At 62.8% G+C, this 14514-nt stretch carries 12 protein-coding genes; 7 read left to right on the top strand and 5 right to left on the bottom strand.

From position 1 onward, the window contains the following. Positions 1 to 7 precede the first annotated feature (7 nt). Positions 8 to 1156 (top strand): NAD(P)/FAD-dependent oxidoreductase, encoded by a 1149-nt coding sequence (locus ACODTO_RS05055; protein ID WP_139641242.1) that lies wholly within the window; start codon positions 8 to 10, stop codon positions 1154 to 1156. A 192-nt stretch (positions 1157 to 1348) separates the two neighbouring features. Continuing rightward, entirely contained in the window at positions 1349 to 1624 is a 276-nt protein-coding gene (locus ACODTO_RS05050) for an HU family DNA-binding protein (RefSeq protein WP_024777879.1), read from the top strand. A gap of 198 nt (positions 1625 to 1822) precedes the next feature. Here the strand turns inward: ACODTO_RS05050 and ACODTO_RS05045 are convergent, their stop codons facing one another. Next, the gene (locus tag ACODTO_RS05045) at positions 1823 to 2200 is read right to left on the bottom strand and encodes a hypothetical protein (RefSeq protein ID WP_489106050.1); all 378 of its coding nucleotides are present in this window, start codon (positions 2198 to 2200) and stop codon (positions 1823 to 1825) included. Positions 2201 to 2365: 165 nt separating this feature from the next. On the opposite strand from ACODTO_RS05045, the gene ACODTO_RS05040 reads away from it, so the two are divergent. The 5 genes from ACODTO_RS05040 to ACODTO_RS05020 all read left to right on the top strand — a co-directional run bounded on the left by ACODTO_RS05040 (position 2366) and on the right by ACODTO_RS05020 (position 7206). Continuing rightward, positions 2366 to 3082 carry a class I SAM-dependent methyltransferase gene (locus ACODTO_RS05040; RefSeq protein WP_489106049.1) on the top strand — a complete coding sequence of 239 codons (717 nt, stop codon included), beginning with the start codon at positions 2366 to 2368 and terminating at the stop codon, positions 3080 to 3082. 161 nt (positions 3083 to 3243) lie between these two features. Continuing rightward, a complete protein-coding gene (locus ACODTO_RS05035; RefSeq protein ID WP_139641238.1) occupies positions 3244 to 3678 on the top strand; it encodes a DcrB-related protein in 435 nt (144 codons plus the stop codon). 28 nt (positions 3679 to 3706) lie between these two features. Then, positions 3707 to 5002 (top strand): PAAR domain-containing protein, encoded by a 1296-nt coding sequence (locus tag ACODTO_RS05030; protein WP_139641236.1) that lies wholly within the window; start codon positions 3707 to 3709, stop codon positions 5000 to 5002. Then, a complete protein-coding gene (locus tag ACODTO_RS05025; RefSeq protein WP_489106048.1) occupies positions 4999 to 5532 on the top strand; it encodes a hypothetical protein in 534 nt (177 codons plus the stop codon). The genes ACODTO_RS05030 and ACODTO_RS05025 overlap by 4 nt, the downstream gene beginning before the upstream one ends. A 165-nt stretch (positions 5533 to 5697) precedes the next feature. Then, positions 5698 to 7206, top strand: a complete 1509-nt coding sequence (locus ACODTO_RS05020; RefSeq protein WP_489106047.1) for a DUF6630 family protein — start codon at positions 5698 to 5700, stop codon at positions 7204 to 7206. Positions 7207 to 7299: 93 nt separating this feature from the next. On the opposite strand, the gene ACODTO_RS05015 is transcribed toward ACODTO_RS05020, so the two are convergent. From ACODTO_RS05015 to ACODTO_RS05000, 4 genes are read right to left on the bottom strand one after another with little or no spacing between them, the layout of a single operon-like run. Then, positions 7300 to 7578, bottom strand: coding sequence for a hypothetical protein (locus tag ACODTO_RS05015; protein ID WP_139641231.1), 279 nt, complete (start codon positions 7576 to 7578; stop codon positions 7300 to 7302). Between the two features lies 1 nt (position 7579). After that, entirely contained in the window at positions 7580 to 12016 is a 4437-nt protein-coding gene (locus ACODTO_RS05010) for an RHS repeat-associated core domain-containing protein (protein ID WP_489106046.1), read from the bottom strand. A 12-nt stretch (positions 12017 to 12028) separates the two neighbouring features. Further along, positions 12029 to 12463: a DcrB-related protein gene (locus ACODTO_RS05005; protein WP_175386915.1), complete on the bottom strand. Its 435-nt coding sequence runs from the start codon at positions 12461 to 12463 to the stop codon at positions 12029 to 12031. A gap of 18 nt (positions 12464 to 12481) precedes the next feature. After that, on the bottom strand, positions 12482 to 14413 hold the full coding sequence (locus tag ACODTO_RS05000; protein WP_024776793.1) for a type VI secretion system Vgr family protein: 1932 nt from the start codon (positions 14411 to 14413) through the stop codon (positions 12482 to 12484). Between the last annotated feature and the right edge of the window lie 101 nt (positions 14414 to 14514).

Below are 14514 nucleotides of genomic sequence, written 5' to 3'. Positions count from 1 at the left end.
GAGCAACATGAGCGCACCTGTCGTCATCGTCGGTACCGGCCTGGCCGGTTACAACCTGGCCCGGGAGTTTCGCAAACTCGATAGCGAGACCCCGCTGCTGCTGATTACCGCGGACGACGGTCGTTCCTACTCCAAGCCGATGCTTTCCACCGGCTTTGGCAAGAACAAGGACGCCGACGGCCTGAGCATGGCCGAGCCGGGGACCATGGCCGAGCAACTGAAGGCTGAAGTCCGCACCCACACCCGTATCAGCGGCATCGATCCGGGCCACAAGCGCTTGTGGATCGGTGAAGAAGCGCTGAACTACCGCGACCTGGTCCTGGCCTGGGGCGCTGAAACCGTGCGCGTGCCGGTGCAAGGCGACGCGGCGGACCTGATCTTCCCCATCAATGACCTGGAAGACTACGCCCGCTTTCGTGCGTCGGCCGCCGGCAAGCGCCGGGTGCTGTTGCTGGGCGCCGGCCTGATCGGCTGTGAATTCGCCAACGACCTGATCCTCGGCGGCTACGAAGTGCAACTGGTGGCGCCCTGCGAGCAGGTCATGCCGACGCTGCTGCATCCGGCTGCCGCCGCTGCGGTGCAGGCTGGACTGGAAAGCCTGGGTGCCCGCTTCCACCTGGGGCCGGTACTCAACCGCCTGCAACGGGTCGCCGACGGGTTGGAGGCGCATCTGTCCGACGGCCAGGTGATCGCCTGCGACCTGGTGGTTTCGGCCATCGGCCTGCGTCCGCGTATCGACCTGGCGGCCGCCGCCGGCCTGGTGGTCAATCGGGGCGTGGTGGTCGACCGCCACCTGAAAACATCCCACGCCAACATCTATGCCCTGGGCGACTGCGCCGAGGTCGATGGCTTGAACCTGCTGTACGTGATGCCGCTGATGAGCTGCGCCCGCGCCCTGGCCCAGACCCTGGCGGGCAATCCGACCGCCGTCGGCTACGGTCCGATGCCGATTACTGTGAAGACACCGGTATGCCCGTTGGTCGTATCGCCACCACCACGGGGCCGTGAGGGTACCTGGAGTGTCGAAGGGCAGGGCTCCGACATCAAGGTGTTGTGCCGCGACGCCGAAGGCAACCTCCTGGGCTATGCCCTGACAGGCACAGCGGTGACGGAGAAACTGGCCCTGAACAAGGAACTTCCGCCCTTGCTGGCGTAAATACTGGGGGTTCTGTCGCAAAAGCCATGCTTTTGATGCCACAAAGGTCGCGCGGACACTGGCGTCGTGTCCGGGCCCGTGCCATCCTCACTCCCGTCTGCCGCAGTGTAGAGCCTGCGGTGCCTTAGAGGCTGTTTCCCAAGAGAACAGTCCAGACATAACAACAAAAAAACCGTCAAAGGGGCTTCATTCATGCGTAAACCAGAACTCGCCGCCGCCATCGCGGAAAAAGCAGACCTCACCAAAGAACAAGCCAACCGCGTCCTCAACGCCGTCCTGGAAGAAATCACCGGCGCCCTGCACCGCAAGGACAGCGTCACCCTGGTGGGCTTCGGCACTTTCCTGCAACGTCACCGCGGCGCCCGCACCGGCAAGAACCCACAAACCGGTGAGCCGGTGAAAATCAAGGCCAGCAACACCGTTGCTTTCAAACCGGGCAAGATGTTGAAGGACAGCGTCAACCCGTAATTGCTACGGGCTCCTCGGGCAGAGGGGATAAAGCAGCAATGAAAAAGGGCATGACGAGGGAGTCGGATGCCCTTTTTTATGGCTTTTTTTCAGTGGCCCAGTGCCCGTCAAGCTGTTATCGCGAGCAGGCTCGCTCCCCCAGGGGATCTGCGAACGACCCCAATCCATTGTGGGAGCGAGCCTGCTCGCGATAGCGGTCTACCGACCCACCACCGGGTAATGCCTGATGCGGCACGCATAGTTATTGCCATCGCCCTTGCAAATGCCATCCAGGTACCGGTAGTCGACACGCACCGACTGCCCTTTCCCCGGCCATTGCTTGCGGGGCAGCGTGGCTTGGTAGTCGGGGGTTTCCGGCGTGAACGTGAGTCTTGAGCCTTCCTCCGGACATTCGATCGCGGGCGATTTGCGGCTTACTTTCAGAACCTCGGCCTGGAGCTGCGGATACGGTTGTTTCAGCACCTCGACGATGCGCAGTTCCAGACGGCAGATCTGCCACGTTGCCGCATGCACGGGCGCGCACATCAGCGGGAAAATCAAAGCCATTAACACACGGCGCATCGCCTGGTTATTCATCGTTGTGCGGCTCGAGATGGGGGGCTGGAGGGAAGCTTACCCTGGCGTCGAATTCAATTCGAATAGAGCTTGCCATTCCTGATGGGAATGTAGCGCATGAAATTAATGAATTTTTATTATCCCAACGGGTGACGTAGCTTGATTCTCGGACATAGGAGAGCCGCCTTGAAATCATCCCCACACCCCTCAGCTGCAAAATTCGATGCCGCCCGAGCCAATGAATACGGTCGACAAAGCCGTATCGCGCTGGCCGGGTATGACGCCTGCCAAGACTTGGCCGCCTGCATGCTGGCGGCAAGCCTCGATCAGACAGGCTCGGCGAACATACTGGTCGTGGGCGCTGGCGGCACGGCTCAGGAGATCATTGCAATGGCAGCGTTGGAGCCAGGTTGGCGCTTCACTGCCGTCGACCCTTCTGAGCCGATGCTGGAGGCCGCCAGGCAACAGTTGGACGCGAACGGCTTGCTTGAAAGAACACGCCTGCATCTCGGTCAGGTCGAGGACCTGGCAGCGGACGGGTCTTACGATGCCGCCACCCTGATCGGTGTGTTCCATCACCTCGAGGGCGATGAAGCCAAGCGGCAGATCTTTCGGTCCATACGGGCCCATTTGAAACCGGGGGCGCCTCTGGTCGTGGCGGGGAACCAATACGCTTATGCCAGCCAACCGTTGCTGCTGGCGGCCTGGGGACAACGCTGGCGGCAGCACGGCGCAAGTCCGGATGAAGTGAAGGTCAAGCTCGGTAAGATCCTTGAAGGTGCCGACCCTCCGCATTCCGAGGCAGCCGTCATGACGTTGTTGCATGAGTCCGGATTCGGCGATGCCACCCGCTTCTTCAGCAGCCTGTTCTGGAGCGCCTGGTTGACGTGCAAGACGGCTTGAAGATCCAGGTAACGGGTGACCAGGGAGGCTGTGGGAGGGAGAAATGAGACGGGTGTCATAGCCCCGTGAACGGCCCCTCCCCATGCCTTGATTGTTACCATCTATTGCTTGAAGATCTGCCGCTGACTCCGCCACCTCCTTGCCTGGAAACAACCCGAATCATGCCGCTCTATCGCCTCCAAGAAGCCGACCTCGACATTCCCGACAGTTGGCAGGACCAGAGCATTAACATCTTCAAGTTGCCCGCCGTCGGAACGGCCAGGGAAGCCAGTTTCGTCATCAGCCGCGACCCGGGCCGGGGCGATACACCGTTCAACGACTACGTCGCCACGCAACTGGCAAGCGCCGAGCAGCAGTTGCCCGGATTCAATCTGATCAAGCGCTGGGATTTCGCGCTCCATGGCCATGCAGCGGTGTTGCTCGATTACAGTTGGCAGCGTGAGGGGCGGGAGCTGATGCTGCGCCAGGTGTTCATCGACCGCCAGCCCGTGGGGTTGATCACGACCCTGACCACCACCCCGAACGATCTCGTGCACCACGAGTCGGCGTGGAAGATGGCCATGCACTCACTCAAGCTGCGTCCACAAACGGCCTGATTACCCTGCGCGAAGACGATAACCCCAAATGGATATGTTGGCCGCTGCGCGTCTTGGCGATGAAATTGCCCACGGTTTTGGTGTCGCCGCGATGGTGGCGGGTGCCGTTGCCGGTGCGTTGATCGGTGCGGCGGTGGTCGCAGCCACCGTGGCGACCGGCGGCGTGGCGCTGGCGATCATGGCCGGTTCGATTGCCGCGGGCGGCCTGTCGATGTTCCAGATCATCAAGGGCCTGAACACCATCTTCAACCTGCCCGAGCCGACCACGGGAGTGTTGGTCATGGGCAGCCTCAACGTCCAGATCAATAACCGCAACGCGATGCGCGCGGGGGCAGACGTGTCGTCCTCGTGTTCGGGCCTGCCGATGAATCACCCGATCTGGCCATTCCCGGTGCTGATCGCCGAAGGCAGCGCAACAGTTTTCATCAATGGCAGGCCGGCGGCGCGGTTGCAGAGCAAGATGGTCTGCGGCGCGCACATCAAGAGCGGCAGCCCCAATACGTTCATTGGCGGGCCAACGGTTGCGGTCGCCTTTGTCCTCGATCTCGAAGGGTGGCTGCACACCGGGCTGGAAGCCCTGGGCATGGTCGCCATGGGCGCCGCCGCGGTGCTGGCGGCGATGGCCGGTGCGGCGGCCTTCGCCGGGTTTGTGGTGATCGGTGGCGCGATGATGGGGGGCATGGCGCTGTTGGGTCAGTTGGGCGACCGCCTCGGCCCGGGTTATCGCGACTTGCTCCAGGGCATCGCCGGCATGGCGCTGCTGGGCCTGGGGCCGAAAATGGCTCGCCTAGGCGCGACCCCGACACCCCGCGCGGCGGCCTACAAGGCGGGGGTGACCGAAGCCGATATCATGGCGATTCCCAAGGGCAGCCGACCGCCGCCGCGGGATTATCTGGAAGGCCCGTATGTCGATAAGCACCTCAAGACCTTCGAGGAGGAGGGTGGCAGTTTCCTGTTCACCTCGGACGATATCGCCAACCCCAAATATGGTTCGTTCAACCCGAACAAGTTCGTCATGGCAAAATCCGACCTGAACGCCGTGGTCGCCGAGTACAAGAAAACCGGCGACGTGTCGGTACTGGAGTCGGCCTTGGGTTACGATCCGGGATCGCTGGTGGGCAAGGACATCTACATGATGAACCTGGACAACCCCAAGGTGCTGATGCCCACCGGTAACGAAGGCGGGGTGAACTCGCTGTGGCGGCCGGGCGGCCTGACCCATCCGGGCGGCATGCGCGAAGCGGTGCTGGACAACGTGCCCATCGCCCATGGCAACGATATCAACGCGTTGATGACCACCCGAGACGTAGTGAGAATCCAATGAGCAATCCAAGTGACAGCGTGCTGCTGCTGGCGTTGGCCAATAACGAGCTGGACAAGTTCCTGGTGGGCGAGCCGTTCTACTTTCTCGAAGCCAAGAGCGATAACGACGAGCCGCAGAACGTGGTGGCCGCGTTCGACCAGTTGATCATGCCGTACTGGCGCCAGACCCACGACGCCAGCTTCCCCATGCGCTTCGTCTCGGCGCTGCTGACGATGCTGGCGACCTACCCGGACCGCACGCGGGCGATCTACATCGCCCACGACTGGGTCTGGTACTACCGCTTCTGTCAGGACAAACAGCGCAAGCAGCCGCAAGGCCCCTATGGCGATCTGTTTGACGTGGACATGGGCAGTGTCGCCGTCGCCCTCAAGCGTTTGCTGGAACGGCACAAGGCCGAACTGGTGGCCGATACCCGCTGGGCGGGCGCTACGTGGAACAGCCCGGACGGCATGTGGACACCTTTGATGCGCTCGGCGGTGACGGTGCGTGACAAGCTGGGTGGCCCGGACTTCGTGCCGGCCAACATCTGACAGGGCGGTGCAGAAACCTGTGGGAGCAAGGCTTGCTCGCGATAGCGGCAGGCCGGTCAACATTATGGGTGACTGACTTACTGCTATCGCGAGCAAGCTTTGCTCCCACAGGCTTAACTGACTGGCATTTAGGGCTGGCCCTTACACTCAAGGAAGGCAGGCGTGATGCAATCTCGTTTTGATCCGCTGGTTCATATCGACTGGAAAACGCCGGGCGGCGAGCTCCTTGGGTTGCTCCAGCATTACTACCCCGATATCGACGTGTTTGTCGGCCAGCCATTCGAGGCGTTGCTGGACGAGCTCTCCAACGAAATGCCCGAGATCTGCTTCCAGGCGCTGGCGAACGCCTTGGCTGAAAGCGCCTATGACCTGTGGAACCTGGACGCTGGCGGCGATGATTATCGGCCGGTCGTGGTCCCGACCGAGCAGCGCGAGGCATTTGCCAGGCACTGGCAAGACCAGGAGGACTTCACCGCGAGCTTGATCGAGCCGGAAAAGGCTAGCGTCGCTGAGCGGAAAACCGCGCGCAAACCGGCCAGGCGCAGCAAGGTGAACTGGCTCCAGGAAGTGCACGACTATCCCGGCCCCACCTACGTCCATGACGGCAACTACCACAACGGTTGGGTCGCTATTACCGAGCAGGACGATGAGCAGTGGCTGTGCTTCCTGATTGACTACAATCAGTGGCCGCCCGCCGAGCAGGACATGCTCGAACATCGCACCGATGGGCTCGACGGCGCCGATCTGCAGCTCATCGACGCCAATGCCCGGCGCAGCCTGTGGCGGCGTCGGGTCAGGAGCGGCGACTACAGTTCGGACGACCGCTATAAGTACGAAGTTCGCCAAGGCGACGACATCCAGGCTTTCGGCCCTGCCGAGGTAGAGTGGCCAGGGTTTGAACAACCCTGCGTCGTGGTGGATACCGAGGTCTTCGAACGCCAGCGCATCTACGAGCCGGTGCCGATGACGCGTATCTGGCGGATCTCCGCGCAGGCCAGCGAAGTCATTTTCGAACACCCGGATGAACTGACGATACTGCCTATCGGCCCCCGTCGCCTGCTGTTCATGCAACACAACGGCCCACAGTGCTGGATCTGGAACCAGGACCCACCGCACCAGGCCATCGCCGCCAGGCCGATGCCGGCGGTGGACGGCTACCACCTCAGGGCTTCGACCGCCTACCTGGGGGGGGATGAGATCCTGCTGTTCAGCGAAGACAAGCGCCCTAATCTCGAAGACCCGCGCTACCACGAGACCGTGCTGCTGGCGTGGCGCTTCAACCTGGTCACGGGCACCGCAACGAAGGCGCTGCTGGATGGCTTTGGCAGCGAGGTGCGCCAGGACACTCGCCTGCTCGTCACAGAGCCAAAGAACCTCATCACGCTACGCACGTTCCACGGGCATGTTCATGTCAGCCGAGGGCACGGTGACTGGTGGGTCTGGAACTACACCACCAATACGTTCGGCTCGTACACCCTGGCCTGGTTCTGGAATCAGCTCGACAACCAGGTGCTCAAACTGTCCAGCCAGGATATCCGGCGTATCAAGCCGCAGGTGCGTTACCTGCCGGCACAGGACCGCTACCTGGCGTTCGAAGCGGATTTCGTTGCCAGGTTGCCGGTGTTCAGCGAAATGCTCGAGGCCAAGGGCGGCGAGGTGCTGAGTTTCGACTGATGCGGTGCGCAAGGCACAGGGACTGCGGTCTTATTCGCTGCGGGTGCGGGTCTGCCCTTGGGTGCACAGCACTTCACGGTGTATTGCTATGGGTTACGGCATGCTCATCAAGGCCATTCTCAGGCGTTTGACCAGCTTTGGATTCTTGAGGCAATCGGCCGGGCGCTTGTTACCCAGGGCCGGCACGACCTGTTCCAGCCACCACATGCCCTCCTTGAGCCCGCGTTTCCCGTAGAGCACCACGGCCATGTCGAGGTGGTCGTCCATGGCCTTGGCGAGCGTGCGAGCGCTGTCGTCGAGGTAGTCCTCTTCGTACAGGCGCACGAAAGTTTGCCAGTCGGCGTCGCCGACATATTCGTCTTCCAGTCCCATGTCAAAAACCTGCAAAGGAGATCAAGTTGCTGCCGGTCGGGTTTCGCGCCGACGGCGCCAGGATCCCATCATAACCGTTGGCCTTGGCCCAGGCGCCAATCTGGTGGGTCTGGGTGTATTTGTTGCCGGTGATGCTTTTAAGGGACACGCCCAGTTGTTTGCGCACATCGGCCCGGGTCAGATCGAGGACGTTGTTGAGCTGCACCTTTTTGCTCACCAGCACCCGCGTGGACAGGTCCACGCCCCAGTGATTGACCTCGCCCATGGCGGTCTTGCGCGAGTTGGCGCCATAGACGCCGCCAAGCCCCGGCGCGGTATAACGGTGCCGGGCGGCAACGTTCCACTTGTGGGCGGTCCAGGTGGTGCTGATCCGCCCGGGTTCTTCGAACCGATAAACCGTCCGATTGACCTTGCGCCCCTTCGGCGGGGTGGTGCATTTCATCAGCCCCAGAGGGTCGATCCAGCTCACCGGGTTCGGTGCGTACTGGTAGAGGTTCAGCCCCCCGGCAAGGCCGATGGGGTCCGGCGTGGTGAAACGGCCTATGTCCGGGTCGTAGAAGCGCAGGGTGTTGTAGTGCAGCCCGGTTTCGCGGTCCAGGTACTGGCCCTGGAACCGCAGGTTCTGCTCTTCGATGTAATACGGTTCGCGCAGCTCTTCGGCGGTGTTGCCCCACACTTGGTAATGGGCGCGCCAGAGCGTATGGCCGTCGCTTTCCGAAAGTTGTTCGGGCTGGCCGTTGAAGTCGTTGTGGTAGTAACGGACCTTTTGCTGCTCACCAAGGCCATCGACCCGCGCCAAAGGCTCGTGGCCGTCGTCGGCATAGATGTAGAGGCTGGTCTGGCTGTCGCGGTGTTCCTGCAACAGTTGCAGCGCATCCCAAGTAAAGCGCGTATGACCAAGCGGGGTAGCATGGCGATCGTACTCGGTTTTTTCGATGCGTCGGCCCAACGGGTCGTAGGTCATCTTCACGACCGAGCCGTTGTCGTTGTGCACCTCCACCAAACGCTGTTCGGCGTCGTACTTGAAGCGCTGGACACCGCGTCGGCTGCTGCGTTTTTCCACCATGCGGCCAAAGCCGTCGTAGCGGTAGCGCTTGTCCTGATAGGTCAGCAAGCGGTTATGGGTGACGTGGCCGGAGCCCGCCAGTCCGTCGAGCAGGTTGGCGGCCGGGTCGTAGGCGAAACCTTCACGCTGACCCTTGAGATTGTCCTGGCTGGCGAGGATGCGGCCGGTGGCGTCGTAGTGCAGCAGTTGACGATGGGGCGCTTCGGGCTGGTTGTCGAAGCGCTCCACCAGCTGATCGCTGCCGTCGTAGGCAAACAACGACTGCGCCGCTGGCGGCAGTAGTGTCGACTGCTCCCGTTGCCGTCGCTGACGGGCCCGCAGGCGGCCGCTGCGGTCGTATTCGCTACGGGTGCTGAGACTGCCCTGGGTGCGCAGCACCTCGCGGTGCAGGCGGTCGCGCTCGAAGTCACTGATGACCTGGCCGTCGAGGTTGATCTGGTGCAAATGACCGCTGCCGTAGTGCAGGCGGTTCCGCCAGCGACCATCGGGGAGCTGAGTCTGTGTAAGGTTGCCCAGTTCGTCATAGCGATGCGTGAGGCGACCGGCCCACCCTTGTTCGGAGATCAGTTGACCAAGCGCGTCGTAGCTGAAGCCGATGCTTTGCTGTTCGCCGGCCAGGCCGGTGAAGGTGATGGTCTTGACCTGATCGAGGGCGTCATAGCGGTATTCGGTTCGCCCATCGGCGGTGACCTTGGCGACCAACCGACCCATGGCATCGCGTTCCAGCTCATGGATGACGGGCGCTTGCGGCGAGAGGTCCAGGTCGGTGCTGCCGGGAACGGCGAAGGCCTGCACGCGAGTGACGTTGTCCAGCGCATCGTAGGCGTAGCGCTTGAGGCTGCCATCCAGACTGTGCTGGGCGCTCAAGCGGTCGCCCGCATCCCAGGCAAACCGATAGCTTTCGCCGTTCTCGTTGGTCAGGGCCAGCAGCCGCCCATAACTGTCGTAGCTCAACTCCACCCGTCGGCCATGGGCATCGGTGCGCAGGCGCAGTTGACCGCTCGGCGTGTGTTGGAAAGACGTGGTGTGGCCGGCGGGATCGCTGTAGCCGATCAACTGGCCGCTGGCATCGCGTTGATAGTGTTCGATGCGACCGTCCGGCAACTGCTTGCTCAGCAACCGGCCCTGGTCGTCGTAGCTGAAGCGCGTGCGTTCCCCCAGCGCATCGCTGCTGCTGAGCAACAGACCGCGCTCGTCGTAGTTCAACCGGGTGGTGTAGCCGGAGCAGTCGGTGTGTTCGCTGAGTTGGCCGAGGGCCGTCCAGCGCATGGTCTTGCTTTTGCCGCTGGCATCGATGACCTCCACCACTTGGCCGTGGGCGTCGTGGCGATAGCGGGTGACGTGGCCCAGCGGGTCGGTTTCGCGAATGCGATTGCCACGTGCGTCATAGCGGTACTGCCAGGTATTGCCCGCGGCATCGGTTTCGGCCAGAGGCAGGGCCCAGTGTTCGAGCCACAGCGTCGATTCGCTGCGGCCGAGCGGGTCGAGGGTTTGGCAGAGATTGCCGGCTTCGTCATAGCTGAACTGATGCTGCCCACCGTTGGGGTCGGTCGCTCCCAGCAACTGGCTTTCGTCGTTCCATTCGAATGCCCAGGTGCGATTCAGTGCATCGGTGGCTTCGGTGATCTGGTAGCGCGCATCCCAGCGCCGGGTGCTGACGCGATTCAAGCCGTCGGTGATGCGGGTGATGCCGCCGGCCAGGTCATAGTCGAATGTGTAGGTATCGCCGGCGTCGGTCCAATGGCGGACCACACGCCATTCCCGGTCTTCGACCAAGGCCCATTCGTAGAAGCACCGCAGCCCCGTGGGCAACTGATGCTCCACCATCCGCCGCCCGAAGTCGTAGGCATAACGGCGTTTGACCTGGCTATTGGACTGGCGCACCTGCGCCAGGTCTCCCTGGGCGTCGTAGCCGTAGTGCATCAGCACTTCGCGGCGCTGGTCGGGGTAAAGGCGGTCGATCCGGCTGACCCGTTGTGGCTGGTGCTCGTCGTAGGCCAGTTCGACCTGCACCTGATCGAAGGTGTCGCGCAGCCGCACCAGGCGCCCGGTTTCGTCGTAGTCGAGGTGTATACGGTTGTCGTTGCGATCACCGAGCTGCTCCAGGCGCAGCAGCGTGGCGTTCGCCGATGTGGGCTTGAACAACCGGTACAACCCGTCCGCGCTTTCGATCAGCAGTTCACCGTTGGCGTGCCGCCGCACGCTGAGGCCTTCGCCGGCGCTGAACACCGCGCCGCCCAAGGGGATCGAACCCATGTCGATGCGCCGGCCCTGTTCGTCGGTATAGATCAGGGTTTCGCCGCCCTCGGGATGGGGCAGGACCTCTACGCGTATTTCGTAGGCGACGCTCCAGCCGGCACCGAACAGGCCGTCACGGCGTTCGTCGCGGCTGTTGTAGAAACGCTGCCAGTCGATGGGCAGGATGCCCGGCAAGACGAAGTCCAGTTCCTCGACATCCCCCAACACTTTGGCGCCGGTCGCCGCATGCACCGGGTTCGATGAGCCCATGGCCGCGTTGGCCGCCGCGCCCATCGCGCTGCTGACCGCCATCGAGGCCGCGCCGCCTATCAACATGCACGGCAGGTTGCTCAGGAACTTGCCCTTGCCGCCCTTGAGCATCAGCAACGCGGTGACCGCCAGCCCCACGCCCGGCGTCTTGCCGCTGCGAATCTCGCGTACCACCACGGTGCCGCCGCCAATGGTCACGTCGGGGGAAATCAGCCCGGACGACACCACCTTGGCTTCGCAGGTGCTGCGGTCGCCGCTGCGCACGGCGGGCTGGCCGTTGATGGTGACCTTATCCGAACCCTCAGCCAGAAACTGCGGCGGCATCGGCGGATGCTTCAGGCAGGTGATCATGTCCAGCGGCTTGGGCACGGCACCGGGGGCGGGTGTGGCGACGGTGGGCCGCCACATCTGCGAGAAGAAACTCTCGGCCATGTCCAGGTAGCTGGGCTCGGGCGCTTCCAGCTCGGTGCCGGCCGGTGCGACATGGGACTCGATAGCCCCGGCGGCGCGGGCGGCGGGAATGTTGTTGGTCAGGGTGTCGGTGGAGCCGGTGAGGATGTTCGCCTGCACCGTGGGCGGAAAGAGGGCGTTGCCGATGCCCTCGCAAATATTGCTCAGGCCCTTGTCGGCGCCGGTCTTGCTCATGGCGAGGCCGACGACTGCACCGACCACGGCGCCGAGCAGGAAGCAACCGAGGCCGCCGGTCGCGACCGTGATGCCGGTGGCCGCGACCACGGCAGCGGTGGCGACGGCCGTGATCGCGATGTTGGCCGCCACCTCCAGCACCCCGCCGAGGATGTCGGCCATCATCGAGGTGTGATCCAGCGCGTCGCCCAGCCGTGCAGCCCAGAGTGCGTCAGACATGCACGTCGCTCATCAGACCGGCCCGTCGAACACTAGCGAAGCCTTGATCGTTGCCCAATGCGCGGCTTCGGCAGCGCCGAGTGGCTCGGGCTTGACGTAGCTCAGGGCAAACATCTTGCGAGTACCGGGCAGCACCAGGGCCAACTGGTACTGGAAGACTTTTTCGTTGCCCTTGCTGAACTGGCTGCGCAGCTCGATGCCTTCGACTTCCTGGTTGGCGCCCAGGCGTACCGTGGCGCCCGGTTGGCAGCGCAGTTCCTGTACCTGTTTTTCCAGGCGCTTGAGCTGATCGTCGAGGTTGCTTTGCAGGGTTTCGCCGTCGGCCAGCAAGCTGCGACTGACGATCAGCGAAGTCCCCAGCTCGGGGAACTTGAGGATGTTGATCGTCGCGTCCAGCAACTCGCTGGGCGGCAATTGGAGCTGGAATTCGTTGATGCGGTAAGTCATGGCGCCTGAATCTCTGGATTAACCCTTGGGGAACGCGGCTTTGACGTTGGCGTCGATGCTGGCCTTGACGCCCTGGCCGTCAGGGGTGGCACCCGGGCCGCCGCCATTGTTCAGGTGCAGGACGCCACCGGTGTTGAACTCGGCATCGCCCTTGGCATAGAAGCTGATCTGCACGCCGGTCAGGTTGATCTGGCCGCTGGCATTGAGCTCCAGGATGCTTTCACCGCACACCAGCCGCAGGTTTTCGCCCACTTCGATGACGTAGCTCTGGCTGATGCTGTCGGTCTTGCGCAGGCCCACCGACAGAATGTCTTCCTGTTTGACGATGCGCAGGCGGTTGTTGCCGATGGTCACTGTCTCGTCATGGCCGATGCTCTTGTTGCGGTCGTGACCCACCGAATGGCTTTCATCCACCTCGACCACAATGTCCTGGTTGCGCTCGGCATGGATGTACAACTGCTCGGCGCCTTTCTTGTCCTCCATGCGAATTTCATTGAAATTCGCCGGCGTGCCGCCCTTGCTCGAGCGGCTCTTCATGCCGCTCTGGGTGGCGTTGTCGGGCAAGTCGTAAGGCACGGTCTGTTCGGCGTTGTAGACGCGGCCGGTGATGATCGGCCGGTCCGGGTCGCCTTCGAGGAAGCTGACGATGACTTCCTGGCCGATGCGCGGAATCTGCATCGAGCCCCAGTTCTTGCCGGCCCAGGATTGCGACACGCGGATCCAGCACGAGCTGTTCTCGTTGGACTGGTCGTGTCGGTCCCAGTAGAAGTGCACCTTCACCCGGCCGAACTGATCGGTCCAGATTTCCTCGCCCTTGGGGCCGACCACCAGGGCGGTCTGCGGCCCTTTGACGATGGGCCGATGGGTGTGGGGCAGCGGGCGATAGCTCTGCTGCGCGTCGATGCAGGTCAGGCTGCTTTCGAACTGTGCCGACGGTGCGCCGCCGCTGGTTTCGCCGCTTTCCTGGGACAGGTAGTAGCGAGCCCCGACGATCAGGTATTCGCGGTTCTGGTCCTGGCGGGTGAAGCCGGTCAGGCTGAACAGATGACCCGAGCCCAGGCCCCGCGCGTTACCGGCCAGCTCGACCTGTTCGTGCAGGGTCTGCAAGGCTTCGATGCGGGTGCGGGCATAGTGTTCGCCGTCTTCGCTCTGCACGTAGGTGCCGGGGTAGTCGTACAGCGGATAGTCACCGGCGGCATGGGGCCGGGGCATCGCCGAACGCACGTCGATGCGCGCACTGGGGCGCTGGAAGTCATAGTCGTTGAGTTCCAGCGAGCCGGGCTGCACTTCCTGGGCCAGGTGCCAGTCGTGAATGTGGTCGCGCTCGCGTTGCTGCTCATTCTTCGGGTAGTAGGGCACCGACGCGTAGCCGGGCGCGCTGGTGTGCGCACCGTAGGCGTCGGCCAGCACCAGTACATGACGGCCCTGCTCATGGCGGAAGAAGTAGTAGATCCCTTCCTGTTCCATCAGGCGGCTGACGAAATCGAAGCTGGTCTCGCGGTACTGCACGCAGTATTCCCACTCGCGGTAGGGGCGGCTCAAGGCGTCTTCGAAATCGGAGAAACCCAGGTCGCGGAACACCTGCTTGATGATCTGCGGGATGGTCAGGTTCTGGAAAATCCGGCAATCGGAGGTGCGCGTCAGCAGCCACAGCCAGGGCCGCAGCGTGGCCTGGTAACTGGCGAACTGGCCTTGGTCGACGTTCTGGCTGAAGCGGGCCACGATGCCGTGGAAATGCCGCTCGCCACCGCCGTCCAGCTGCATGCTCACGCACATGGGTTTGCCGAGCACCTGATTGAGATCGATGGCGTTGTCCAGTGAGTGCAGCTGCAACTCATAGTTGAACAGCCTTCCCAGCTCTTCGCCGCCGCCCATGTCCTTGAGCAGCAGCACCTCGGGCCCCAGGGGGCTGGTGATTTTGGCCAGGCGTGAGGCTTGGTTGAATAACATCGAGTGTCCCGTGCAAGTTGTGTTGGCTGAAGGAGCGCAACCCACTGTGGGAGCGAGCCTGCTCGCGATGGCGGTGGGTCAGTCAACGCGAGGTTGAATGT

The organism is Pseudomonas sp. FG13 (assembly GCF_057809755.1).
Note: the sequence above shows the minus strand (reverse complement) of the source record. Positions and strands in the feature narration are given on the sequence as shown.

Excerpts from the sequence above, each read along its gene's own strand:
- ACODTO_RS05015 (WP_139641231.1), bottom strand. The coding sequence starts at position 7,578 with ATGGGACTGGAAGACGAATATGTCGGCGACGCCGACTGGCAAACTTTC.
- ACODTO_RS05050 (WP_024777879.1), top strand. The coding sequence starts at position 1,349 with ATGCGTAAACCAGAACTCGCCGCCGCCATCGCGGAAAAAGCAGACCTC.
- ACODTO_RS05005 (WP_175386915.1), bottom strand. The coding sequence starts at position 12,463 with ATGACTTACCGCATCAACGAATTCCAGCTCCAATTGCCGCCCAGCGAG.
- ACODTO_RS05030 (WP_139641236.1), top strand. The coding sequence starts at position 3,707 with ATGGATATGTTGGCCGCTGCGCGTCTTGGCGATGAAATTGCCCACGGT.
- ACODTO_RS05020 (WP_489106047.1), top strand. The coding sequence starts at position 5,698 with ATGCAATCTCGTTTTGATCCGCTGGTTCATATCGACTGGAAAACGCCG.
- ACODTO_RS05055 (WP_139641242.1), top strand. The coding sequence starts at position 8 with ATGAGCGCACCTGTCGTCATCGTCGGTACCGGCCTGGCCGGTTACAAC.
- ACODTO_RS05045 (WP_489106050.1), bottom strand. The coding sequence starts at position 2,200 with ATGAATAACCAGGCGATGCGCCGTGTGTTAATGGCTTTGATTTTCCCG.
- ACODTO_RS05010 (WP_489106046.1), bottom strand. The coding sequence starts at position 12,016 with ATGTCTGACGCACTCTGGGCTGCACGGCTGGGCGACGCGCTGGATCAC.
- ACODTO_RS05035 (WP_139641238.1), top strand. The coding sequence starts at position 3,244 with ATGCCGCTCTATCGCCTCCAAGAAGCCGACCTCGACATTCCCGACAGT.
- ACODTO_RS05025 (WP_489106048.1), top strand. The coding sequence starts at position 4,999 with ATGAGCAATCCAAGTGACAGCGTGCTGCTGCTGGCGTTGGCCAATAAC.
- ACODTO_RS05000 (WP_024776793.1), bottom strand. The coding sequence starts at position 14,413 with ATGTTATTCAACCAAGCCTCACGCCTGGCCAAAATCACCAGCCCCCTG.